General features: G+C 57.4%; 17 protein-coding genes and 2 pseudogenes. 11 read left to right on the top strand and 8 right to left on the bottom strand.

Annotated features, from left to right (window positions below; genetic code table 11):
* Positions 1 to 90 precede the first annotated feature (90 nt).
* Genes L904_RS07755 through L904_RS07740 form a run of 4 tightly spaced genes read left to right on the top strand, consistent with a single transcriptional unit; the run spans position 91 to position 5,281 of the window.
* Entirely contained in the window at positions 91 to 1,224 is a 1,134-nt protein-coding gene (locus L904_RS07755; protein ID WP_245303277.1) for a sugar ABC transporter substrate-binding protein, read from the top strand.
* A 26-nt stretch (positions 1,225 to 1,250) separates the two neighbouring features.
* A complete protein-coding gene (locus L904_RS07750) occupies positions 1,251 to 2,816 on the top strand; it encodes a sugar ABC transporter ATP-binding protein (RefSeq protein WP_020810103.1) in 1,566 nt (521 codons plus the stop codon).
* Positions 2,813 to 3,823, top strand: a complete 1,011-nt coding sequence (locus L904_RS07745; protein ID WP_020810102.1) for an ABC transporter permease — start codon at positions 2,813 to 2,815, stop codon at positions 3,821 to 3,823. The genes L904_RS07750 and L904_RS07745 overlap by 4 nt, the downstream gene beginning before the upstream one ends.
* Positions 3,824 to 3,853: 30 nt before the next feature.
* Positions 3,854 to 5,281, top strand: a complete 1,428-nt coding sequence (locus L904_RS07740) for an arabinose isomerase (RefSeq protein ID WP_020810101.1) — start codon at positions 3,854 to 3,856, stop codon at positions 5,279 to 5,281.
* 957 nt (positions 5,282 to 6,238) lie between these two features.
* Here the strand turns inward: L904_RS07740 and L904_RS07735 are convergent.
* Positions 6,239 to 7,150, bottom strand: a complete 912-nt coding sequence (locus tag L904_RS07735) for a helix-turn-helix domain-containing protein (protein WP_020810100.1) — start codon at positions 7,148 to 7,150, stop codon at positions 6,239 to 6,241.
* A gap of 177 nt (positions 7,151 to 7,327) precedes the next feature.
* Here L904_RS07735 and L904_RS07730 point away from each other — a divergent pair, with 177 nt between their 5' ends.
* The 3 genes and pseudogenes from L904_RS07730 (at position 7,328) to L904_RS07720 (ending at position 10,276) form a co-directional block, all read left to right on the top strand.
* Positions 7,328 to 8,299, top strand: a complete 972-nt coding sequence (locus L904_RS07730) for a carbon-nitrogen hydrolase family protein (protein WP_020810099.1) — start codon at positions 7,328 to 7,330, stop codon at positions 8,297 to 8,299.
* 62 nt (positions 8,300 to 8,361) lie between these two features.
* Positions 8,362 to 8,968, top strand: a pseudogene (locus L904_RS07725) (alpha/beta hydrolase); the annotation flags it as partial.
* Positions 8,969 to 9,181: 213 nt separating this feature from the next.
* Positions 9,182 to 10,276: a nitrilase-related carbon-nitrogen hydrolase gene (locus L904_RS07720; protein ID WP_020810098.1), complete on the top strand. Its 1,095-nt coding sequence runs from the start codon at positions 9,182 to 9,184 to the stop codon at positions 10,274 to 10,276.
* A gap of 60 nt (positions 10,277 to 10,336) precedes the next feature.
* On the opposite strand, the gene L904_RS26825 is transcribed toward L904_RS07720, so the two are convergent.
* From L904_RS26825 to L904_RS07690, 5 genes and pseudogenes are all read right to left on the bottom strand, one after another.
* Positions 10,337 to 11,294 (bottom strand): IS630 family transposase gene (locus L904_RS26825; protein WP_245267291.1). Its coding sequence is split into 2 segments (ribosomal slippage): positions 10,337 to 10,942 and positions 10,944 to 11,294, totalling 957 coding nucleotides; the frame shifts between segments, so codons are not numbered across the junction.
* Positions 11,295 to 11,592: 298 nt separating this feature from the next.
* Positions 11,593 to 12,102: pseudogene (locus L904_RS07705) on the bottom strand (SDR family NAD(P)-dependent oxidoreductase); the annotation flags it as partial.
* 2 nt (positions 12,103 to 12,104) lie between these two features.
* Positions 12,105 to 13,592, bottom strand: a complete 1,488-nt coding sequence (locus tag L904_RS07700; RefSeq protein ID WP_020810094.1) for an ATP-binding cassette domain-containing protein — start codon at positions 13,590 to 13,592, stop codon at positions 12,105 to 12,107.
* Positions 13,589 to 14,641, bottom strand: a complete 1,053-nt coding sequence (locus L904_RS07695; RefSeq protein WP_020810093.1) for an ABC transporter permease — start codon at positions 14,639 to 14,641, stop codon at positions 13,589 to 13,591. Before L904_RS07695 ends, L904_RS07700 begins: the two co-directional genes overlap by 4 nt.
* A gap of 131 nt (positions 14,642 to 14,772) precedes the next feature.
* Positions 14,773 to 15,888 carry a substrate-binding domain-containing protein gene (locus L904_RS07690; protein WP_020810092.1) on the bottom strand — a complete coding sequence of 372 codons (1,116 nt, stop codon included), beginning with the start codon at positions 15,886 to 15,888 and terminating at the stop codon, positions 14,773 to 14,775.
* Positions 15,889 to 16,237: 349 nt separating this feature from the next.
* Here L904_RS07690 and L904_RS07685 point away from each other — a divergent pair, with 349 nt between their 5' ends.
* The 4 genes from L904_RS07685 (at position 16,238) to L904_RS07670 (ending at position 22,774) form a co-directional block, all read left to right on the top strand.
* Positions 16,238 to 18,280, top strand: coding sequence for a hydantoinase/oxoprolinase family protein (locus tag L904_RS07685; protein ID WP_020810091.1), 2,043 nt, complete (start codon positions 16,238 to 16,240; stop codon positions 18,278 to 18,280).
* Between the two features lie 67 nt (positions 18,281 to 18,347).
* Positions 18,348 to 20,270, top strand: a complete 1,923-nt coding sequence (locus L904_RS07680; RefSeq protein WP_020810090.1) for a hydantoinase B/oxoprolinase family protein — start codon at positions 18,348 to 18,350, stop codon at positions 20,268 to 20,270.
* Positions 20,271 to 20,285: 15 nt separating this feature from the next.
* Positions 20,286 to 21,671 carry an aminotransferase gene (locus L904_RS07675; RefSeq protein ID WP_020810089.1) on the top strand — a complete coding sequence of 462 codons (1,386 nt, stop codon included), beginning with the start codon at positions 20,286 to 20,288 and terminating at the stop codon, positions 21,669 to 21,671.
* A 41-nt stretch (positions 21,672 to 21,712) separates the two neighbouring features.
* Positions 21,713 to 22,774: a LacI family DNA-binding transcriptional regulator gene (locus L904_RS07670; protein WP_020810088.1), complete on the top strand. Its 1,062-nt coding sequence runs from the start codon at positions 21,713 to 21,715 to the stop codon at positions 22,772 to 22,774.
* Between the two features lie 350 nt (positions 22,775 to 23,124).
* On the opposite strand, the gene glp is transcribed toward L904_RS07670, so the two are convergent.
* Positions 23,125 to 24,393 carry a gephyrin-like molybdotransferase Glp gene (gene glp / locus L904_RS07665; RefSeq protein ID WP_020810087.1) on the bottom strand — a complete coding sequence of 423 codons (1,269 nt, stop codon included), beginning with the start codon at positions 24,391 to 24,393 and terminating at the stop codon, positions 23,125 to 23,127.
* Between the two features lie 58 nt (positions 24,394 to 24,451).
* Positions 24,452 to 24,835: a cytochrome c family protein gene (locus tag L904_RS07660; RefSeq protein ID WP_031233843.1), complete on the bottom strand. Its 384-nt coding sequence runs from the start codon at positions 24,833 to 24,835 to the stop codon at positions 24,452 to 24,454.
* Positions 24,836 to 24,873 lie beyond the last annotated feature (38 nt).

The following is a 24,873-nucleotide window of genomic DNA, read 5'->3' as shown; positions in this document are numbered from 1 at the left end:
GAGATCATCAGCGTTTGCCGCTGCCAGGGAGGGCAGAGGCCGGGAGGAGAGAGACATGAAACATCAAGCCAGACTGCTGGCGGTTGCCGCATGCCTTTTGGCGTCTGCTGCATATGCCGAGGATTTCCACGGGTTCGATCCGCTGAAATTCGATGGCAACATGCTGTCAGCCGACAATCTGAAAGCGATGGCCGCGGATGCCGCCAAAGCCACGCCGCCGAGAACGGCAAGGCCTACAGCATCGGTTTTGCCAATCTGCAACGCGACATCGCCTTCGGCGTCCTTGTCGAGAAAGGCATCCAGCAGAATGCGGATGCGGCAGGCGTCGAACTCGTCATTGCCGACAACCGCCTCGATGGGCCGACCGCGCTGGCCAACGCCAAATCCTTTACCGAGCGCAAGGTGGATTACGTCATCGAATTTCAGACCGACGCCAATTTCGGTCAGGCCGTGATGGACGTCTTCAAGGCGGATGGTACGAAGGTGACGGCGATCGACATCCCGATGCCGGGTGCCAGCTTCTTCGGTGTCAACAATCCGAAGTCCGGCTTCATGGGTGGCTCCTATCTGGCAACGGCAGCACAGAAGAAATTCGGGGCGGATGCGGTCAAGACCGGCTACCTCGTCATCGGCGCCCTGCCCCAATCGGGTGTCATCCCACGCATGCGCACGGAAGGCCAGAAGGCCGGCTTTATGGCGCTGACAAAGGATTTCCCCGCCGACCATATCATCGAGATCGACACCAAGAACACGTTGCAGGAATCCTTCGCGCAGATGAACAATGTCATCGGTCGCATTCCGCCGGGCGTGCCGATCCTGCTTATCGCGATCAATGATCAGGCGACCATGGGCATGCTTCAGGCAGTGCGGGCAGCCGGTCGCGTCGATCAGGCGATTGCGGTTGGCAACGGGGCGGATGAAGCCGAGGCGCTGGCAACCGATCCCAACCTGGTTGCCGCCACCGGTTCGTTCCCCGGCAGCTACGGCAATTATCTGATCCCGATTGCGCTGTCTGCGCTTGCCGGAAAGCCTGTGCCGGAAGCAACCTTCGTGACCCACCAGATGGTCACCAAGGCCAATATCTGCAAGTTCTACAAGGACTTCCCCTGCGTTGGTGAGGAAGATGGCTACAAGTTCCCGGAAACGGAATTCGCAACCTATCTCGCCGACCTCAAGAAGCAGGACTGGTTGAAGGGCTATGAGGCCATTCTCCCCCAGCAATGAGCGCGATAACGTTCAGGGAGCGTGACATGACTGCCATCCACAACAATGACGGGAGCCGCAATCCGCGGCTCCAGATTACCAATGTCAGCAAGGCCTTTGCCGGTGTGACGGTTTTGAAGAACGTGTCGCTTTCGGCAGATGAAGGCGAGATCGTCGCTCTTCTCGGTGCCAACGGCGCGGGAAAATCGACGCTGATGAAAATCCTCTCCGGTGTCTACACGCTGGACAGCGGGCAGATCAGAATTCAAGACGCCATCAAGAATATCGCGACCCCGCAGGATGCGATTGCGGCGGGCATCCGGCTGATGCCGCAGGAACTTTCCGTGCATCCCGACCTTTCGGTTGCGGAAAACATCGCGCTTGGTTCGATGCCCAGACGGCGATTTGCAGGCATTCCCATGATTGACCGCTCAGCCATGAACCGGCAGGCGCAGGCACTGCTGGGTCGCTTGCGGCTCGACCATGTCGATCCCGGCCAGCGCATGGGTTCGCTGCCCCTGTCTGAACAGCGCATCGTTGAAATCGCCCGCGCGCTGGCTGGCAAGGCTGAAATCCTGATCATGGACGAGCCGACGGCTTCACTGGGTGAAGCGGATGCCGACAATCTGTTCGGCGTGATCGAGACGCTGAAAACGCAGGGCGTTACCATCATCTACATTTCCCACTATCTCGACGAGGTCTTTCGGCTCAGCGATCGCATCGTGGTGCTGCGCGATGGCGAGGTTCGCGGCCAGTTCGCAACCGGCGAAACCAGTCGCGACGAGGTTTTGAAAGCGATGCTCGGAAGCGAGCTTGGCGACCTCTATCCCGCAAAATCGACGGTGCCGGATGCGAAAACTGTTCTCACTGTCAAGGGACTGTCCCTTCCCGGCTGGCTCGACGACGTATCCCTGTCCGTGCGGCACGGTGAGGTGTTCGGCGTTTTCGGTCTGATCGGCTCGGGTGCGGAAATGGTCGGTCGGGCCATTTATGGTGCCGAGCCTGCCGCCAGTGCCAGAACGGTACGGCTGAACAATACCGATATCGGCCTGTCAGGCCCTCGAAAGAGTGTGCGCAACGGCATCGGTTTCGTGGCTGCGGAGCGCAAGCGGCAGGGCTTGATCGGCAATCTGTCGGTGCGGACCAATACCACGCTGCCTTATCTACGCATGTTCACGCAATCCGGTGTCGTTGACCAGAAGCGCGAGGATGCCAGTACGAGAGACTGGATCAAGACGCTCAGGATCAAGACATCGGGGCCGGATCAGGAAATCCGTCTGTTGTCCGGTGGCAACCAGCAGAAGGTCTGCCTTGCCCGGTGGCTGCTGGGAGACCCGAATTTCCTGATCCTCGAAGAACCGACACGCGGCGTCGATCTGGGTGCCAGACGCGAAATTTACGCGGAAATCCGTCGCCTAGCGGCAACGGGTCTGGCGATCCTCATCGTCTCATCTGATGCGGAAGAAGTGGCGGGTCTCGCAGACCGCAGTATCGTTCTGGACGACGGCAAGGTCGTTGCCGAGCTGGGCTGCGATGCGAGCGCGGCGGACCTGATGCGGGCAGCAGAGCCGCGTTCCGCCGTCCGCGATACCAATGAACTGGAGAAAGCATGATCAAGTCGTCGTCGCCATCCGTTCCGGCAGAACCGGTCGTCTCGAAGAAACAGCCCGGCTCCCTGACCGGCCTTCTCGGTCGCCCTGCCGCTGGCATTGTCCTGTTGCTGGTATTTTATGTCCTGCTTCTGGCTGCGTTCTCGCTTCTGTCTCCCTATTTTCTGACGCTGAGCAACCTGTCCAACATCGGCACCAACATGGCCTTCATCGGCCTGATGGCAGCAGCAGGTACTCCGTTGATCATCGGCGGCGGACTGGATTTGTCCGTCGCCGCCGTCGCCGGTCTTGCCGGTGTCATCGTAGCGCTGATGCATGCCAACGGCATCAACATCTGGGCGGGTTGCCTGACCGCGCTTGTCATCGGTTGCGCCGTCGGCGTGCTCAACGGCTTCATCGTCACGCGGCTGAAACTCAATCCGCTGATTGCCACGCTGGGGACAATGAGCATTTTTTCCGGCCTCTCCATGGTCATGACCGGCGGCCTGTCGAAACCGCTGTTCGTTCCGGCCTTTAACTGGCTGGGCTCCGGACGCCTGTTCGGCATTCCGTTTCCGATCATCCTGATGCTCTTGGTATTCGTCGTGCTGTGGCTGATCCTGTCGAAGACACCCTTCGGTCGCTTCGTTTATGCCACCGGCGGAAATCCCGAAGCCAGCAGTCTGCTTGGCGTGCCGGTCGAGCGGACGCAGATGGTGCTTTATATCGTGTCCGGCCTGTCCGGTGCAGCGGCTGGCATCATTCTGGCTGCAATGCTTGGGGCCGCAGCGCCCAATGCCGCCGGTCAGCATCTGCTCACCATCATCGCAGCCATCATTCTGGGCGGAACCAGCCTGTTTGGCGGACGCGGCAGCGTCTGGGGTACGCTGATCGCCGTTTTGATCCTCGGTACGCTCAACAACGGCCTGACGCTGATGAACGTGTCCTCCTTCTGGCAGGACGTGACTCGTGGCGTCGTCCTATTGATGGCCGTCGGCCTCGATCAGCTGCGCGTGCGCCTTCAAGGCTGACACCCAAAACATAAGCATCGGAGAACGAGAATGTCAGAACGTCCATTGAAGGCCGGTCTTTTTGGAATTGGTCTGGAGGCCTATTGGGCGCAGTTCGAAGGTCTGGAAGCGCGGCTGCGCGGTTATGTGGATACCGTCGAGGCAAAACTTGCACGCCCCGGCGTGGAGGTCGTCAATCTGGGACTGATCGATACGCCTGAAAAAGCGGTCGAGGCCGGACATCAGTTCCGTCAGGCCGATGTCGATATCATCTTCCTCTACATCACCACTTACGCCCTGTCCTCGACCGTTCTCCCGGTGGTTCGAAGGGCCAAGGTTCCGGTGATCATTCTCAATCTGCAACCCACCGCAGCCATCGACTATGCCACCTTCAACGCGCTTGGGGATCGAACCGCGATGACAGGAGACTGGCTGGCGCACTGCTCTGCCTGCCCCGTTCCTGAAATTGCCAATGTGTTTCACCGCGCGGGCGTCAGCTTTCATCAGGTGACGGGCGTTCTGACCGGCGATCCGATCGTTGAGGATGACATCAATGACTGGATCGAAGCCGCCCGCGTCGCGCATGTTATGGCGCATAACAGGCTCGGTGTCATGGGTCGCTATTACAATGGCATGCTCGACATCTATTCCGATCTCACCGCCCAGGCCGCAGCCTTCGGCACTCATATCGAAGTGCTGGAAATCGATGAGCTGGCGCAATTGCGGCGCAATGTGAGCGATGAGGATGTTGAAGCCTGCCTGACGACGATAAAGGCTGAATTCGACGTTCAGCCGGACTGCGACCCGCAGGAGCTTGCCCGAGCCGCAAAAACCGCCGTGGCGCTTCGCAAGCTGGTCGATAAAAAATCACTCGGTTCGCTTGCCTACTACTACGAATCCCAGCCCGGTCATGAATATGAGGATATCATCACCTCCGTCATCGTCGGCTGCTCCATGTTGACGGCGAACGGAGTGCCAGTCGCTGGCGAATATGAGATCAAGAACGCTCAGGCCATGAAGATCATGGACAGCTTCGGTGTAGGCGGTTCATTCACCGAATATTACGCCATGGATTTTGCCGCAGACGTCGTGCTGATGGGGCATGACGGGCCGGGGCACACGAAAATTGCCGAAGGCCGCACGAAGATTCGCCCGCTCAAGGTCTATCACGGCAAGGTCGGCTCCGGCGTCAGCGTGGAAATGTCCGTCAAGCATGGTCCGGTCACGCTTCTGTCCGTTGTCGAGGAAGGTGGTAAGGTCAAGCTGCTGTGCGCCGAAGGCACGTCCGTTCCCGGACCAATTCTGGAAATCGGAAACACGAACAGCCGCTATCAGTTCTCCCTCGGTGCCCGTCGCTTCGTTGAGGCATGGAATGCACAAGGCCCGGCACATCATTGCGCAGTCGGCGTAGGCCACATCGCAAACCGCATAGAAAAGCTTGGGAAACTGCTCAATCTGCAAACGAACAAAATTTGTTGAGTAATGGACAAGCGCCGTTACTGTGATTTTCACTGCGGCGTGCAGATTTCACTCAACGATTTCTTTTTACTGAAATTAGGGAGAGCTATTACAAAAATACAAGCCCACCAATAATGTATCTATAGTTTCCTCATCCATTAGGAAGCGATCGAAATGCGCATCAAGGTAAGCCTCTATTATAAATAAACCGCCCCTGCTGGCACAACTGAGATCTAAATGATGTCTCCTCCAAAGCTAAATAAAGAAGGTCAAATTGATGGACCTCCTCTCAAAGAGTTCCATCGTTATATTAAACTTGATAGTACCTGTATCGTAAAACTCGTTATAGATGAGGCTGAAGGCACGTCACGAACTATTCAGTTCTCAATGTCGGCCGATCAGTGCCGCGAAATGGCTGAAAACTTGTCGATTTGCGCCTGCGTCATAGAGTCGGAACGACAAGCGCAATCTCAATAGCCACAATTTAAGGTGACAATCTCTTTCCCTATGAAGACTAAGGGAGAGAACATTGCAATTCTTGTCGCAGTTTTGCAGCCTCCCTTTCAGGCCCCTAAACATTAAAGGGGCACAGATATACGGTAAGCGGATCATACCGAGAGCGGCAGGGGTCGAAAGCCTGAATCGTCGAGTCCAGGCTTCTCCTCGCATATGTGATCACCGGTGAGGTTCACGTGCTCCCAGGTAGCGACCCTCTTCGAACTTCATGATTGCCAACGAAGCTGGTCCGAAAGGATCAACTGCCATACTGCGTGAAAATGCTTCCAATCACGGTTGCGTCACTTCGCCGGATGACGCCAATGCAGGCGAAGATGGTCATCTGATATTCCGACAAGTCAATAAAGAGGGTTTCTTCGCGAGACAAAGATCAGTCGAACTGGGCAGTCGCGGCCAGCATCGCGGAGTACGCAACGCGCGTGGATTGGATACATGTGTCACCACGGCCGAAGGCTCGGCTTTTCATTGATGCGAATGGCGCATCTGCCCCGGCGTCATCCCATAGGTCGTTCTAAATGCCCTGTTGAAATAGCTGATATCATTGAACCCCCAGCTCAAGGCAATCTCCGTGACGGACCGCCTCTTGTTGACATCGAGCGCTAAGCTGTCTCTCACGCCCTGCAATCTCGTTCTCAGAATGAGACCGACGGGTGAAATGCCGTTTTCCGCGCAGAGCCGCCTGAGAGACCTAGTGGAAATTCCGGCCAGGACCGCCATCTCTGTTTGATTGAACGAAGGGTCCCGCACTCTCTCGATGAGACGATCACGCAACCGCTCAAAAAGCACGCGCCGTGGTGAAAGATCTCCGGTCGATGACAGGACGCCAGTCGCAATAAGATCGAAGGCGGTGCGCTCCATCGGCGAAACGCTGCCTTCGTTGATCTGGCTTCCACGCGCCGCGAGGCTCTGGAGGAAATCCAGCGCGACGGCACCAGCACCCCGTCTTGCGTCGAACGTTCTGGCTGTCAGATTGCCGATGCACGGCATCGTCGAGATCATCCGCTCTCGATCGATCCTCAGCACCAATTGCCTGAATGGCCCGTCGAACCCCAGGGAATAGGGGCGGATGCTTTCGTAAAAGACGAACTCGCCTGGGACTGTCCACGCCTCTCGCTCATCCTGGGTTACACGCCCGCACCCTGATAGCTGAAAGGCAACCAGTACTACCTCCTGCTGGTCGGTCCGAATGTGTCGCCGCGTTCGCTCTGTGAGCTGAGCCGTGGAATCCACCAGGCTTAGGCTATGCCTGTGCGGAAAAAACTCCTGGACCGAGCCATAAAAGCCGGCCGCCTCGGATTTGCTTTCGAGGCGTACATAGGTTGACCACAACTGTTCTTTCCAAAGCGAAAGAGCTTCGGATTTCGCAGACATCATTTGGCTTGCTTTCGATTACCCTGTTTAACGTGGGCATTTTCTCCTGGATTATAAAGCAAGAATCGTGCCGTGCACGTCGAATGGCCGTTTCTGACAATAATGGAGGCCAGTCTGTCCAAGTGCGAAGATGTGCACTGTGGCACGACTGTTCCCTAAGTCAGAAAAGAGGGAACCGTCATGCTCACCAAATACAAAGTTGCGGCCGTGCAGGCCGCACCGGAATTTCTCGATATCGAAAAGGGTATCGAGAAGGCGATCGGCCTCATTGAACAGGCCGCTTCAGAAGGGGCGTCACTCATTGCCTTCCCGGAAGTCTGGCTGCCGGGCTATCCCTGGTGGATCTGGCTCGATTCACCAGCTTGGGGGATGCGGTTTGTCGGCAAATACTTCGCCAATGCCATGGAGATTGGCGACGTCCACTATGAGCGGCTGAGGGCCGCGGCGGCAAGACATTCGATCCATGTAGTCATGGGCTTTACGGAACGGGCAGGCGGCAGCCTTTATCTTGCGCAGGCGCTTTTCAGCGACAGCGGCGAGGTTATCGCCAATCGCCGCAAGCTCAAACCGACCCACGCCGAGCGTACGGTCTTCGGCGAAGGCGATGGATCGCATATCGCCGTGCATTCGACAAAGCTGGGCCGGTTAGGCGCGCTGTGCTGCGCCGAGCACATTCAGCCGCTGTCAAAATATGCAATGTACTCACAAAACGAGCAGATCCATGTGGCAAGCTGGCCAAGCTTCTCCGTCTATCGCGGCGCTGCGTTCCAGCTGAGCTCCGAGGCCAACCTCGCCGCCAGCCAAGTCTATGCGCTCGAAGGCCAGTGCTATGTGCTGGCGCCTTGTGCCTTGGTTTCAAAGCCGATGATCGAGATGCTAGTGGACACGCCGGCAAAACAGAACTTGCTGCTTGAAGGTGGTGGCTTCACGATGATTTTCGGGCCGGACGGCTCTCCTCTGGCAGACGCAATCCCGGAAACCGAGGAGGCGATAATGTATGCGGACATTGACCTCGGTTTCATTGGGGTCGCCAAGGCGGCCTATGATCCCACAGGCCACTATTCCCGTCCCGATGTCCTGCGCCTTCTGTTCAATAAGCGTGAACAGCCACGCGTCCAGTCTTTCGACCCGGAACTTGCCGAAATCGAATGACAGTGCCGGTCGGAGCCGGTTCGGAGACGACACTGGCATTCACGCCTCAAAAGGAGGAAACCATGACGGACAAACCTACTATCGCCTGGTGCACGGCTTCTGGGACGGAGAGAGCCATTTGGGGGAAGGCCGTACTCGAACTGGGGTCCACAAGGATCATCAGTCGATTCACGCCGTCGAACTGCCGCTGACGCCGCGGGTGGAGGACGCGGAACGTACCAGCAAAATGTGGCCCAACAGAAGAAGCCCGTCTTGCTGGTGGGCCATTCATACGGCGGCGCGGTCAAAACGGAAGTCGGGGATCAGCCGAATGTGGTAGGACTCGTCTACATCGCCGCCTTTTGCACCCGATGCCGGCGAAAGCCCAGGCGGCATCACCCAAACAGCATCTCCAACGGCGATGGCCAATATCGAGCCGGACAGCGATGGTTACCTCTGGCTCAAGGTTGACAAAGTCCATGAAGGCCTGCCGGGTATGACGCCTGAGGAGGCGCTCGTCATGGCGGCCACCCAGGGGGCGCCGCTGGCCAGTACCTTTGTAGATGCCGTTTGCGCCCCGGCCTGTAAGAGGAAGCCGTCGTGGTATCAAATATCCAGCGACGACCGGATGATTGCCCCCGAAATCAGGTGGCAATGTCGGCACGTCTGAATGGCCGGAAAGTCATTACGTAGAAGCCAATTGCTTATACCGTCGTCGTGCGGGGTATGTCAGGACTGGCCATTACTTTCGCTCGGATGTCCGCGTACTGTTCAACTGGTGCGAACTACAAGACATCCGTCCCTTCGAGCCGGGTAACTTAGAAATCGAACGATGCGACGACTCCGGATTGGTTGACACAAACGCCGTTAATCTGAGTTCGCTTCCCAAAACGGAGAAAGCAGATGGATATTTCGAGACGAAAAATACTTGGGGCATCTGCTGCTGCGCTTTATCTTTCTCGTCTAGCACAGGATGTGCACGCCGCGGACGCAGCGCAATCCGCATCCGGACATGCTTTGCCGGGAAGTCGCCTGACGGAGGAGTTCAAGGTTGCCGCCGTGCAGGCAGAAGCCGTCTACCTTCATCTCAAAGGCGGCGTCGACAAGACGATCCGCTTGATTGGAGAAGCTGCAAGTGCCGGAGCCAAACTTGTTGCCTTCCCGGAGCTATGGCTGCCCGGGTACCCGTTCGGTCATGAATCCGAGCAATGGAAGAAGGCCTATTTGAAGCAATACGTTGCCAACTCGCTTCAGATAGGCAGCGGCGAATGGCGATTACTTTTGGAGGCTGCCGCACGCGAGAAAATTTTCGTGTCGCTTGGGTATAGCGAATTGGACGGCGATTACCTCTATATGGGGCAGGCGTTGATCGGGGCAGATGGCAGGCCTGTACAACTCCGTCGCAAGCTTCGTCCATCTGGCAGCGAAAGAACTGTATGGAGCGATAGCGATGCATCTGGCCTGAAGGTCTACGAGACGGAAATCGGTCGCGTCGGCTCGCTGAGTTGCTGGGAGCATATGCATCCGCAAATGACTTACATCCTGCAGTCACAGATGGAACACATCCATATCGGTGCTTGGCCCATATTACCGGAAGCTAACGGGTTCAATTGGGCAGGTCCTGCAGTCAATCTTGCCGCAGCGCGCTATTATGCAACAATCACCGGTGCCATCACAATCGTGCCCTGCGGTGTCGTTGGCGATGAAGTATATTCGAAACTTCAAGAAATCCCTGCTAGCAGATGGGTACCCAAGGGAGGAGGGCACGCCAGAATATTTGGAGGCAACGGTGCCGAGATTGGAAACATCTTGCCTCCAGATGAGGAAGGGCTCTCAATTGCTACAGTCGATCCCAAAACGTTTTCGCTTAAGACGGAGGATCCCGATGGCGAATTTTCCTTCGGAGTTCTGCAGTTCATCCTTGATAATTATCCTGGACAGCGTGTTCCCGACAAGGAGCATGGCAACAGAAACCTGGTGCTGATAGACACGTTCTGAAGACGATGTCCAGCCTTGCTCAGTAGCATTGACCCTGTCGCTTTCTAGAGCATCGTACGTTTAATTGGACGCATATCCTGCGGCCTTGAGGTAGTTCCAGCATTCGGTTCTGTTGAAGAGGTTGCAGATGGACCCAAGGGCGTTTGAGAGAGCGTCGAAGGTTCGGGCCGCCGCAGCTCGCAGGTGTGCCTTGATTTTTGAGAAGGCCATCTCGATGGAATTGAGATCGGGGCTGTAGGGCGGCAGGAACAGGAACCAGGCTCGCTTTTCTTTCAGGACTTGCGCCGCTTTGGCGCTTTTGTGAACGGCGAGATTGTCAAGGATGACGACGTCGCCGGGCGACAGTGTCGGGGCAAGTTGCGTTTCGACATAAGTGTCGAATGACACGCGGTTCATGGCGTGGTGAATGATCCATGGGGCGGTCAGGCCATGGCAGCGCAGCGCGGCGATGAACGTCTGGGTTCCCCAATGTCCGAATGGCGCATCCATCTGTAATCGTTCGCCGCGCGGACAGCGTCCGCGAAGCCGCACCATCTTCGTGTTCACGGATGTTTCGTCAATGAAGACAAGACGATGCGGTTCAAGCTGCATCCTTGGTTGGCGCTTGGCGATCCAGACGTCACGGTCCAGCCGCACCGCCGCGCGTGCGCGTTCCGATGCCATCAGGACTTTTTTTATATGTGAACCCTTGCGCCACCAGGACGCGCGACAGCGACGAAGGCGGAACCCGAACCCCATGTGCCTCATCGAGCCTGTCGGCCAGTTCCGGCATGGTGATGTCGGGCTTGCGCTCGACCTCGGCGATCAGGAATGGCAGATAGACCGAAAGTTTGCCGCTGCCGCGGGGACGCCCTTGCGGCAAAGGCGAAACCGTTCCGGTCGCCTGACGATGACGAAGAAGCTTGATCGCCGCACTCTCGCTGACACAAAACTGCCGAGCCGCCGCCCGCCGCGACCCGCCCCCATCAACCATCGATACGATACGGTCGCGAATATCCAAAGAATGAAACTTCCCCATGAGCCACCTCCATCCGCAAGTGAATCACGAACACCGAAAAAACGGAATCCCATCCGAGTCGCCTAAATCGAACGATGCTCTAGAAGGTGCCAGCCGAAGTCTTGCGCCAACTGTTTTGCAACAGATGACTTGCCGCAACCTGAAACACCTATCACAACGATTGCGCCGGCGCCGGTCTGGCACGGCATTTGTTCGATTGGTTCATAGAGGAAATCTCACGTGATAAGGCAGTCGACGCGGACATTCGGCCTAAGTCGTGAAGCTAAGGGCGGCAAAACTTCCGCGTGAAATTCGGCTACACGTTTTTCACCGCGCCCTTGGTGGCCGTATACGGCGCAATGCCGGGGCGCGCAAGCTCGCTTTGCACCGAAGCGATGTTGATGATCTTACCGCGGCCCCGCTCGATCATCTGCCGAGCGATTGGTTGCGACACGTAGAACACGCTTGAAATGTTCGTCCTCAGCAGTTCGTCCCATTTCTCTAGCGGAAACTTGTCCAGCGGCGAGCGAAACTGCATTCCGGCATTGTTTATCAGGATGTCGATCGGACCGAAACGCTCCTCGATAAGACGGACACCATCCTCCGCTGCCTTCGCGTCCGTGACATCGAACGCGGCGGCATTAACCTTGGCACCTGCTGGTTCAAGCCCCCTTCGGGCGGCCTCCAGCTTCGCGGGATCGCGGCCGTTCAGCGTGACGCTAGCGCCGTAACTCGCAAGTCCCTCGGCAATCGCCAGTCCGGCGCCCTGGCTTGATCCGGTGACGAGGGCATGCCTACAGTCCAGATTGAAGAGCGTTCTTTCCAGCATGCTCAAGCATTTCCCTGGACGCTAGGGTGGCTTGATTCCAGCTCTGTGATACGGTGTGTCAGCTCGGTTGCCGAGGCTTGTTCGCCAACGGCCATCCTACCCATGATGAGGCCATGGGATACGACAACCACTTCGTCACCAACGTCGTACATTTCCGGGACCTCCGTGCAGAATAGAACGACTGCATGACCTTTCGCGGCATAGTCCCGAAGGATTGCATAGATATCCCGTTTGCTGCCGAAGTCTACCCCGCGTGTCGGCTCTTCAATCACGAGAAGTTCTGCCCCATATTCGACCGCAGCACTCACGACCACCTTCTGCTGGTTTCCGCCACTCAGCGAGGTGATGGGATGATTGATGCTTGCGGTCTTAACAAAGTATTTCTTGACCGCAGCTTCGGCCCGTGCCGCAATCTTCGAGCGGGAAAGGAAAGGAACGGGATTGCTCAGTGATGACCAGTCGAGCCGGGCGACAAGGTTATCGCCGACGCTGAGGTTTTGGAAGACGGTCGAACGCCGGCTTGCGGCGACATAGCTGACGGCAATCTCCTTTCCATCCTTCCGCCTGGCGTTCATGTTGCCGCTGATCGGGCTGTGGCGGCCAAGGGCGCGGACAAGTTCGCGGGCTCCGGAGCCTTCGACGCCTGCGACAATCGTCACTGTTCCCGGCACGATCCTCAGATCGATCCGATCAAAGCTGCCGGCCGGATCGAAGCAGCCGTCCAGCGATACCACAAAAGACGGGTCGAGCGCTGCCTCGCGGGTTTCCGTCCGCAATGTTGCCTCTGTCACATTAAGGCCATGAGTAAGTTCCCTGACAATCGCCATTTCTGTCATGCGATTGCCTGAGAGGTCGGCCTGAATAGTGCCGTCGCGCAGAACGAGAACGCGACCGCAGGAATTGACGAAGTCCTCCAGCCTGTGCGTGATCAGGAGGACGATCTTGCCTGCGTCCGCCAATCGCCGCATGACCGAAAAGAGCGACTTTGACTCCTCATCGGTCAGGGCGGAATTCGGCTCATCGAACAGGAAGATGTCTGCGTCGTACATGATTGCTCTTGCAATCTCGACACGCTGCTGGACAGCAAGCGAGAGATCCGAAAGCTGGTAATGCGCGAAGCGCTCCAATTCGAGCAGTTTCAGCGAAGGCAGGGGATCAACCTGAGGTCGCGGCGAACCCACGGCGGAGGCCTCGCGGCCTACGGCGAGGTTTTCGAGCACGGTCAGGTTCGGCCAGACCTGGGGTTCCTGGTGAACGACAGCGACGTGATCCGTCACCCGGACAACGTTGATGCCGTTCCTATCCAGGGTAATCGAGCCGGAGTCGGGCGTTTCCTCTCCTGCCAGCATGCGGGTGAGGGTGCTCTTTCCAGCCCCGTTTGGACCGGCCAGTCCAACGATGTCCCCCGAGCAAAGTTCCATGGACAGGCCGGCAAGCGCTCTCGTCGGGCCGTAATTCTTGCGCAGTTCGCTTGCCGAAAGCCTGATCATTCGCTTTTCGCCTCCCGCTTTGCGGCGGAACGTTGGGCTGCGCGCCGGATGAGGATCTGAGATCCCTGGTCAAGCCAGACGGCGCCGATGGTGACGATGCCTATGAAAAGGAGCTGCGCGAAGGAGCCGACACCCATCAAGGCAAGCCCGTTCGTCAGTAGCGATAGCAGAATAGCGCCAAGCAGGGTGCCGACGATGGTTCCGCGCCCGCCCGCCAGACTTGCACCGCCGATGACGACAGCCGCAACGACCGAGAATTGCAGTGAGCCAGCTTGCCGCGGGCCGACCGAGCCGACATAGGAGAAGTCGACGATGCCCGCCAGGCCAGCCATCAGTCCGCTGATCAGGAAGACGGCAAGCTTGTACTTGACGATCGGCAGCCGGGCGATGCGGGCAGCTTCAGCATTTCCGCCGATTGCCGCGAGACGAAAGCCGAATACGGTACGATGCCTGATAAACCAGAAGACCACAAAGGAGGCCGCGAGCCAGAGCGTCGCGCTCGGGATGTTCCAAAGAAGCGGGGCCTGTCCGATCGCCTTGAAGAAGGACAGCTCCCAATCTGGCGGCGTCGGATCAGAATAGGCTGGTGTGAATGTCTGTGCGTTGCTGATCAACAGCTGCAGACCTTCGGCGACATTCAGCATTCCAAGTGTGACGATAAAGGAAGGCAGCTTGGCTTTGACGACGAACCATCCGTTCAGAAGGCCCACGAAAGCGGCAATGGCGAGAGAAATGAGCAAGGAGGGGATAAGCGGCAAAGTAAACGGCATCGCTCCACCGCCAAGCCACAGGGTCGCCATCGTGATCGAGGTCAACCCATAGACGGAGCCGACCGAAAGGTCGATTTCGCCAAGCAGAATGATCAGTTTCTGTGCAAAGGCGATCATGGCCAGGGCGACCATCGAACGCAGCAGGGTCGTCAGGTTGTTGATGCCGAGAAACGAGTCGTGCTGGCTCTGCACAAAAGCCGCGATAACGACGATCGCAAGTACGAGCCCCGCCGTGCGCAGCCCGTTGATCATGTTTCCCGGTTTGAGAATGTCGAGCATTGCTCTGGCCTTTTACAATAGTCATGGCGCGGTGAGCGCGGGTGTCGGAGTTGCTGCCCCGAAACGTCGCGTTCATCACCTGAATTCTATTAGAGTGGGCGGCTCGCCGAAGCCAGCCGCTAGGCGCTGGATTATTTGCCGAGTGCAGCCTTGAGGCGCGCCTTGGCCGCTTCGACCGTGATCATCACTCCTCCACCGTCCTTCGTGATGACGATGGGGTTCAGATACTGAAGGGGATCAGCCGGGACATCGCCCTTTGTCAGATAGGCGACGCACTGCTTGACGGCAGCTTCGGATTGATTGTCGAAGCCCTGGTCGATGGTGACGAGCGTGCGGCCCGCTTCGATGTCGTCGAGAATTGCTCCGCTGACGTTGAATCCTGAAGTGTAGGACTTGTCCGTCAAGCCGAGATTGTTGATGACGCGGGCAACACCCTCGACACCCTGGTCCGTGTGGAAAAACAGGTTGACCTTCGGGTTGCCCGTCAGGAACGGCGTGACGCTATCGATGACTTCCGCGGTTGTATAGTTGCGGCTCGTCGGCAGGCCGGTCTTATAGTCGTTGAAGAACTTTACATTGGGGTAGGAAGCCTTGAAGCCTTCCTGGAAGCCCTGCATGCGACCCTGTGCCCACGGCTCATCCGGGCCGCCGCTGCCGAGGGCGACCTCGGTGATTGTAAGACCTTTTTCCTTGACCAGCTTTGCGGTGGCTTCGCCGTTGAAGCGCCCGGCAGCCACCTCGTTCAGTGCCGAGAAGGCAAAGCGCTTGGATTTGACAGCATCGTTGTTCAGCGTCATGGCCGGAACGCCAGCATCGACGTAGCGGTTGATGATCGCGTTGAACTGGTTGGGGAGTGGTGCCTGGACGCCAAGGCAATCGACTTGATCGGAGTTCAGGAGCGTTTCGAGTTCGTTGATCTGCTGCGCCGGGTCTGGGTTGACCGGGCCGACCAGCCGGCAATTTGCCTTGAGGCCGGCCGCCTTGGCGTCTTCGCATCCCTTGTCGGTTCCAAATTTAAACTGGGCACCGGAAATCGGCACGCCCGTGCCGGCGACCTGAATGACGATGTTGATCGGCTTTCCGGCTTTCAGTTTGTCGGCGATGCGCGGTGCAAGCTTGAAGTCGCCCCAAGGGAACTTGTGCGACATGACTGCATCGGGAACAGCCTTATTCTGAGCGGCGAGCGGCGCGATCGCGCTTGCGGAAAGAAGGGCAGCAAGAATGGCAATGCGAGAATTGGTTTTCATGGAGTTGACCTTTTCACCTCTGAAGGAACAGCCCTATTTTTGTTTTTATATGACATGTGTATCGGTACACAAATAAGTTGGGAAGTCAATCGCAATCTCAAAAAATGGCGTATCTTTCATCGATTATCTACGACGCACAAATATTATTCAATTCCCCAATCTCAGAACAATATGGAGTTAAAACAGTGATTTAAGTCAATATTTAATGCCGAACCGTGCGGTAACGCGTCGATGTGGCTGAAAATTCGTGGTTGACACAATCGCATCTTTTGTAGATCGATACACTAAATGGGATACGAACCACATGTAATTAGGGGAACGTACGAAAGTACGTCTTAGGAAGGCTATCATGGATAACCAATCTCGTTTCATGCTCGGTATCGATGTCGGCGGCACGTTCACCGACTTCGTCGCCTATGATCGCGAAAACCGCACCATCGATGTGTGGAAGGTCAGGTCTGTGCCGACGGATCCGGTCGTGGGCATCCTGAACGGCCTTTCCGAGTTCGAGCACAGGGACGAGATCGACTATATCCGCCTTGGTACGACCGTCGGCACCAATGCAGTGCTAGAGCGCAAGGGCGCGACGGTTGCCTATGTCACGACCAAGGGCTTTCGCGATATTCCCTTTATCCAGCGCGGAAATCGCCGTTACCACTATGACATGAGCTGGGTGAAGCCGACGCCGCTGGTTAAACGAAGCCATTCTTTCGAGCTGACCGAACGTCTCGATGCTAAGGGCAATGTGCTCATCCCGCTGGACGAGGGCGAGGTTCGCGCGCTGGCGGCGACCATTCGCGCCACGCCCGATATCCAGGCAGTTGCCGTCTGCACCCTGTTTTCCTACGTGAATCCGGTACATGAGCTGCGCATCAAGGCGATCCTCGCCGAAGAGCTGCCGGGTCTGCCGATCACGGCGTCCTATGAAATCCTGCCCAAGTGGAAGGAATATGAACGCGCATCGACCGCCATCGCCGATGCCTATCTGAAGCCCGTCGTCACCCGTCAGCTTGCCAGCATGCGCAAGCGGCTGGACCAAGCGAAGATGGATGCCAATGTCGTCGTCATCAAGTCGAACGGTGGCGAGATGATGCTGGAAGCGGCCGCGAATGCGCCGGTCAATCTCGTTCTCTCCGGTCCAACCGGCGGCGTCATTGCCAGCCGCTCCGTTGCCAAGCTCACCGGCATCGATAACCTGGTCACCATCGATATCGGGGGAACCTCGAGCGATGTGGCCACCGTGCTAAACGGTCGCGAACGCTTCACCACGGCATTCGAGATCGAGTGGGGCATGCCGATCCAGATCCCGATGATCGATATCCGCACGATCGGCGCCGGTGGCGGCTCAATTGCTTGGATCGACAATGGCGGCATGCTGCGCGTCGGCCCGCAGAGCGCCGGAGCGAACCCGGGTCCGGCCTGCTATAGCGGCGGCGGAACGCTTCCGACCGTGACGGATGCAAACGTCGTGCTCGGCCGCATCGATCCCAACAACTTCCTCGGCGGTCGCATGAAGCTCGACGCCGAAGCCGCGCGGCTTGCTGTCTCGAGCGTTGCTGACCAGCTCGGCCGCAGCATCGAGGACACGGCCTTGGCAGTCCTCAAGATCGCCAACAATAACATGGTCGGCGCGCTTCGCACCGTCCTCATCGAACAGGGCCTGGATCCCCGCGATTTTACACTTGCCGGCTTTGGTGGTGCGGGCCCTCTCCACACCAATGACCTTGCCGCCGACATGGGAATTCCAAGAGCTCTCGTTCCCAATCACCCCGGTCAGTTCTCGGCGTCCGGCTTTATCCTGACCGACGCGCGCGTCGATCGCCAGCGCACTACGCACATTACCAGCAGGCACTATGACCCGACTCTTGGCCAGTCCATCCTTTCTCAGCTGATCGCCGAGGCGACGGCTGAGCTGCATGAACAGGGCTACACCACTGACATCGAGGGGCATTATCTGCTCGAAATGCGCTACCTCGGCCAGAACTATGAACTGGAAATGCGAATCGACGAAACTGCATTCGAGGCTGCCGATGGCACCGCACTGTGGGAAGCATTCCATCGGGCACACAAGGCCCGCTTCGGGTTTTCTTCGCCCGGCGACATCATCGAAATCGTAAGCTGCGCAGTCACCCTGGTGGCAACGACGCCGAAGCCGGACATCCTTCGCCTGGAACGCACCGCGGGAGCCACGAAGCCGAAATCAGCACGTTCGGTCTACTTTGCCGACGGCTCGCATCAGGCGCCAGTCTACGATCGTGGCGATCTCCTGTTCGGAGACGTCATTCCCGGCCCGGCGATCATCGAAGAACCTGCGTCAGTGACGGTGCTCAATCCCGGCAGCACGCTGTCCGTCGATGAGTTCGGCAATCTGATTATCGACATCCTCGCCTGAGCCCAGTCATTCCCCGGCGCTCGCGTGGATGGCTCATCCGCAGGCCCGACATACCCGGAGAAATCAAATGCGTTTTTCTGAAAACGGCTACTACATCGAAAAATATCTGAAATGCGCCAATTGTGGTCAGCTGCTCTACGGCGTGTCCGACGAGCGCCTGCATGGCGGCCATACTCTCTACTGCAGCGAATGGTGCGAAAACTGGGATGGCCTGCGTGCCGATCGGTCCGCCGGCATTTCGCTGCCGTTCGAGCCATTCGTGTTATCGGCGTCCACGAGCACGCGGCTTGCGCCACTCGATCCCGTGACCATGAATATCCTTGAATCCACTATGGTCTCGGTTTGCCGCGAGATGGGCATCTTGCTCATGAAGACGTCCTATTCGACGATCTTCAATGAGGGCCTCGATTTCACCTGCGCCTTCGCCGACAAGGACGGCGAGATGATCGCGGTCGCCGAGTTCAATCCGGCCATGATCGGCGGCATGCCGATCCTGATGAAGAGCTGTGCCCAGGAGATCGATTTCGAGACGCTCGAAGAAGGCGACATCATCCTGCACAACGACTCCTATCGTGGCGGTCTGCATCTTCCCGAGCATACCTTCTTCAAACCAGTCTTCATCGATGGGGAACTGATGGGATTTGCCGTCTGCATCGGCCACGTCGCCGAAATCGGTGGCATGGTTCCCGGCGCCTTCGCTGGCGAAGCCACGGAGGTCTTCCAGGAGGGCCTGCGTGTGCCGCCGATCAAGATCAAGAAGGCCGGAAAGGATGTCGATGAGGTCTGGAAGCTGCTTCTCGCAAACGTCCGTACGCCCCGCCAGAATTATGGCGATCTTCGCGCGATGATCGCCAGCGTTGATCTCGGCGTCGACCGCCTGACGGCCGTTATCAACAAGTACGGCAAGGATGTCTTCAAGCAGACATGCCTCGACCTGATGGACTACTCCGAACGCCGCATGCGCACCGAGATCGCATCCTTCGACGACGGCATGTACAGCTTCGAGGATACGGTTGAGGATGACGGCATTACGGCGCAGTCCTACAAGGTTGCCGTCGATGTCTTCGTCCAGGGGGACGAGTTTATCGCCGATTTCCGCCGTACGGCCAAGCAGGCACGCGGTCCGATCAATGCCACGTATGGTGTGACGACAAGCGCCACCTACAATGCCGTCCTGCACATGACGGATCCGAGCATTCCGAAGAACTCCGGCTGCTTCCGCCCTATCAAGGTCGTCTCCCCGCCCGGCACAGTTGCCAACGTCGACTTCCCCGCGCCAGAAGTTGCCGGAAACACCGAAACTCATCCACGTCTGGCGGGTATTGTTATCGGAGCAGTGGCCACCTGCGCGCCTGAGCGCGTCATGGCGGCGGAAGCTGCCACAGGCACTAATTTCGTGTTCGGCGGCCACCATCCCGAATATGACGAGTATTTCGCCTGCTATGATATCATGGCCGGCGGCTGGGGTGGCCGCCAGGGCTTCGACGGAAACAACTGCAATATCGCCATCAACGGCAATTGCCGCTTCAACCCGACGGAAGTCTTCGAAACCCGATTTCCGATCCGCGTTGAAAATTGCGAGCTGATTACGGACTCGGCCGGCGCAGGCGAATACCGCGGTGGTCTTGGCTATGAACGCACGCTCCTGATGACGGATGTGGCGATCACCGGCAGCCAGTGCACGGATCGCCATGCGGTCAAACCCTGGGCGCTTTTCGACGGTAAGGAAGGCGACAACGGTGCGACCCACGTTCTGAAGGCAAACTCCACCGAGTGGCAGAACGTCAAGGATGCCTATGGCAAGCGCTCAACGAGCAAGTACGCCAACATCCGTTTCGAGCCGGGTGATCGTATTCGGTTGCGCACGCCGGGTGGGGGCGGCTTCGGTGCGCCGACCGCGCGTGCAAAGGACGCGATAGAGCGCGACGTTGCTGAGGGCTTCGTTTCTGTCGAAGCGGCAGAGCGGATCTACGGCTGGACCAAGGCCTGACAGGAGGAAAGTTCCATGATACCGAATTCAAGCGCTGCCCGTGATGTGCGCTACCACCTCCATGCCCAGACAAACCCCGAGCGGCATGAAGGGGAGGGGCCACTCGTCATCGCGAAGGCCGATGGTCCGTATATATTCGACGATGCCGGAAACCGGTATCTGGACGTGATGGCCGGACTTTGGTGCGCCTCGCTCGGATTCACCAATGATGGATTAGCGAAAGCGGCCTCGGACGCTTACGCCACCATGGGCTTCTATCACACCTTCGGCGGCCGGGCTTCTCCGGCCGTCATCGATGCAGCCGAAGCGATCGCGCAACTGGTGCCACTTGACGACGCGCGGGTTTTCTTTGCGACATCTGGGTCGGAAGCGATTGAGACCATGGTCAAGATCGCCTGGCTTTTCCACGCAGCCAATGGTGAACCGCAACGGCGAAAAATCATAGCGAGACAACGTTCGTTCCACGGGTCGACCATCTTCGCGGCGTCGCTGACCGGCCTTCCCCACATGCACCGGGAATTCAGGCTGCCGTTGGAAGGTGTTCTGCACACGCTCTGCCCGGATCCCTATCGCGAGCAACGTGAGGGTGAAACCACGGAATCGTTCGTCGAGCGTCTCGCAAACGAGCTGGAAGCGCTCATTCTGTCCGAAGGGCCGGGCAACATCGCGGCATTCATCGCCGAGCCGATCAATGCCGGCGCTGGTGTCATCGTGCCGCCATCAGGTTATTTCGAGCAGGTCCAAGCTGTTCTCGACAAATACGGCATTCTCTGCCTGGATGACGAGATCGTTTGCGGCTTTGGCCGAACGGGAAACTGGTTCGGCTGCCAGACGGTCGGAATGAAGCCGGACATGATGGCCATGGCGAAGGGGTTGTCATCATCATTCTTCCCGATTTCCGCGGTCGCAGTTTCCGGCAAGATTTACGAGGCGATTAGGTCGATCAACATTGATGGGAGCCAGTTCGGACACGGTTTCACGAATTCCGGCCATCCCGTCGGCGCGGCAATCGTGAAGGAGGCCATTCGGCAATATCAGTCCATGGAGCTGCCGCAATGGGTGCAGCAGCGGGGGCAAATACTGCGGGCGAAGATAGAGCCCATATTTGCCGCATTCCCCCATGTCGGGCAGTTTCGCGGGGAGGGACTTCTGCTCGCAGCGGAGCTCGTCGCGAACAGGGAAACGAAAGAGCCATTTGCCGCTGCTTACGGCGTCCCGCAGCATCTTCAGCGTATCGCCATGCAGAAGGGGCTGATGCTTCGGCCGCAGGGCAACACGATTACCTTTTGCCCACCTTTCATCATCGACGAAAAGCAGATCGATTTCATTGCGGATGCGCTGCTGGCAAGCCTGGAAACGCTCCAGCAGGAGGTCATTTCCAAATCATCAGCAGCCGGATAGAACCTTGAAATGATGAGAATCCAGTCGAGGCGGCACAGGCGATGAGCACAGGCGAAGGCTCCACAAAAATCACCATCAAGGAGGTCGCAAAAGCTGCTGGCGTTTCTCGCTCTAGCGTCTCGAATTACCTGAATGAACGCTTTGCGAATATGGGGCTCGAGACGCGTGAGCGCATCACGCAAGCCATCGAGAGTCTAGGCTATCGGCCCAATAACGCGGCCCGGCAACTGAAGACCGGTAAAGTGCCGATGGTGGGACTGCTCGTGCCCACCGTCATCAACCCTTTCTTCGGTGAACTGGCATTGGCGATTGAGCAGGCAGCTGCACGGCACAATTATCGCGTCCTGCTTTGCAACACGATGCGCGACGCGGATCGAGAGCATGAATTCGAAGAGGAGATGCTCAGTTTCGGTATTCGCGGCGTCATCACGGTTTCGCCGATCGCCGGCCGCCGAAAGCCGGCGCCCGCCGATCTGGCAGTCGTTGCAATCGATGCCAAGCGTGGAGACCTAGGCTCGCCAAATTCGGATTTGGTGAATCTCGACAACCAAGCGGCGACAGGTCTTGCGGTTGATCATCTCGTCAGTCTCGGGCATCGCAACATCGCCTATGTCACCGACACGTCCTTCACATTTGCACGCTCAGCGAGAGCTGCAGGATTCGAAGGGGCTATTGCCGCACATGGCCTTTCCGATTGCCCTGTTATCGTTCAATCCTTTGTCGATGGAATAGCGAGCTATTCCGACGTCGAGCTCTTCGAAATCGGTCGTGGCAGCGTAAAGCAGTTGATTGAAACGCATCCGCGTCCCACTGGCATCATCGCCCTCAACGATATGATCGCTGTTGGCATACTTTCCGCTCTCAGGCAGCACGGGATTTCCGTTCCCGGTGAGATGTCACTCCTTGGGATTGATGACATCGTCCTGTCGCAGCTGACCACGCCGGGTCTGTCCACAGTCCGGCAGCCTGTCGCTCAGATGGCGCAAGCGGCGGTAGAGTTGCTCATCGCGCGGCTTGGCTCCCCTATCCGCTCTTCCACGGAGACGGTGTTCCAGCCGGAGCTTGTGGTGCGAGAGTCCACGAAGAAGCCGCTAGGTGCTTAGAAAAGGCAATGCGCTGAAAATTCATCAGAAAAACGAGTGTCTATCAGACACTTTCGCCCATTGATAGTACGGGTCGGTACGCGTAGCGAACCCGGTTTACGCTGTTAACCGGCCACCATTCATTTGGTCTCGCGCGCAAGAAATCTGCTTCCCTAATGCTCAATGACAGACATTGATTGGAACTGTCGTCGGCCATTGGATTTCAAATCGAAAGAAGATGACAATGATGCCCATTCAGTTGGTTATAGCTGAAGCTAATGGGCCATGAGTTCGAATTTCATCAAGGCGTCCGGGGCCGCTGTGTTTTGTGAAATCGCGATCTCGTAGATTTTTTCCGAACTTCGAATATGTTATTCGAAAGGGTAGAAGCGCACCACTTGGCCGTTGCTGAGGCACGTGGTCTTCGGCTCGAGCAGCGCGAGGCCGTCACCTTGGGCCATAGGCGATAAACTTCCTGATGACCCACGGCCAAGCTTTGCAAGAACGGGTAGGCCCATATCGTTCGACCCGATGATCTTAACCGGAACAAACTCCGTGCGACCTTCGCGCTTTTTGAGTTCGAATGCGGTTACAGCTTGCTGCCCGGGAGCACGATTCGAACGCATTCCTGCGGAGGCGCGAAGAGCGGGTAAACCGATTTGGTCTAAAACCACAGCGGCGGCCATCGGATTTCCAGGCAGGCCGATGAAGAGCGCATTTCCGACCCTGCCGATAGCCGCGGGTTTGCCTGGACGCATCAAGACACTGTTGACGGAAAGCTCGCCACCGTTTGCGACCAGAGCCTGGCGCATGAAGTCGGCCCCGCCTTGCGACATTCCGCCAGAAGCAATCACGACGTCAAATTGGTTCGACGCATCAGCGAGACATCGGGAAATCATGTCGAGGTTGTCGTCCAGGTGTCCGAGGTCGGTAAAATCGATCCATGGTAGGGCCAACAGTGCTGTGACCATGTAGCGGTTGGAGTCGTATAGCTGACCAACCTGAAGCCGTTCGCCGGGTTGACACAGTTCGGAACCGGTGGAGAAGAAGGCGATACGCAATTTGGGACGCACCGCAATCTCGCGGATACCCAATCCCGCCAATAGTGCAGCGGTGTGCGGCGTAACGGCAGTTCCATCCGGCACTGCGACCGTTCCTTCTACGATGTCTTCGCCTGCTCTGCGAATATTCAACCCCTGACTAGGAGCGACATAGAACGTAATCTCCCCGCCGGAACGCGTGCAGCTTTCGCGCGTCATGACGGCATCAAAGCCAGCCGGGATGGACGCGCCTGTATAGATTTCGACAGCTACGTCGTCTGAGAACGCTGGCATGCTCTCAGTGGCACCTGCAGCGATCACTCTTTCGATACGTGCGCTCCACGGTCCAGACCCGGAAAAGCTTGCAGTTCGAACAGCAAAGCCGTCCATGGCCGAGTGATCAAACCGAGGTAGAGACGAGGGTGCGGCGACATCGTCAGCCAGGACTCGCCCCGCCGCATCCAGCAACGCAACGCGTTCGGATTGGAAAGGAGGCTTCGCGCACTGAATTGCAGCTTCGACAGCATCCTCGAAACTCATTTTGTCCGTACCGTCAAAACAACCGATGTTTTTGCCTTTGAGACCTGCCTCGATGTTCATGTTATCCCCTCGCAAAGGATGACGGTGCCCACCTGATCGGCAGACGGGCACCAAGCTTTCATGGTGTCTGGAATGTCTTGAGATAGGCGATGAGATCTGCAATTTCTTCAGGTTTTTTAAGGCCGGCAAATGCCATCTTGGTGCCTGGGACATAGGCTTTCGGATTGGAAAGATATTCCGTGAGGTGGCTCTCGTCCCAAGTCCATCCTTCTTCAGCTTTCGCCTTGAAGGCTGCGGAGTAGTTGAAGCCCTCGACTGCAGCTACCTTTCTGCCGATAATCGCATTGAGTTCAGGCCCGACCTTGTTTTTCGCCCCTTCGCCGACCGCGTGACAGGCCGCACATTTCTTGAATACGATTGCACCATTGTCGACATTGCTTTCCGCGTGGGCGATCGGCGCCATAAATGCGCATAACGACAATGTTGCGAGAAAATACCGCATGTGAAAACTTCCTTATTTCTGACTTACGATTTGGGGGA

Origin of the sequence: Agrobacterium sp. LY4 (genome assembly GCF_001526585.1) — a bacterium.
Taxonomy (GTDB): Bacteria; Pseudomonadota; Alphaproteobacteria; order Rhizobiales; family Rhizobiaceae; genus Agrobacterium; species Agrobacterium leguminum.
Note: the sequence above shows the minus strand (reverse complement) of the source record. Positions and strands in the feature narration are given on the sequence as shown.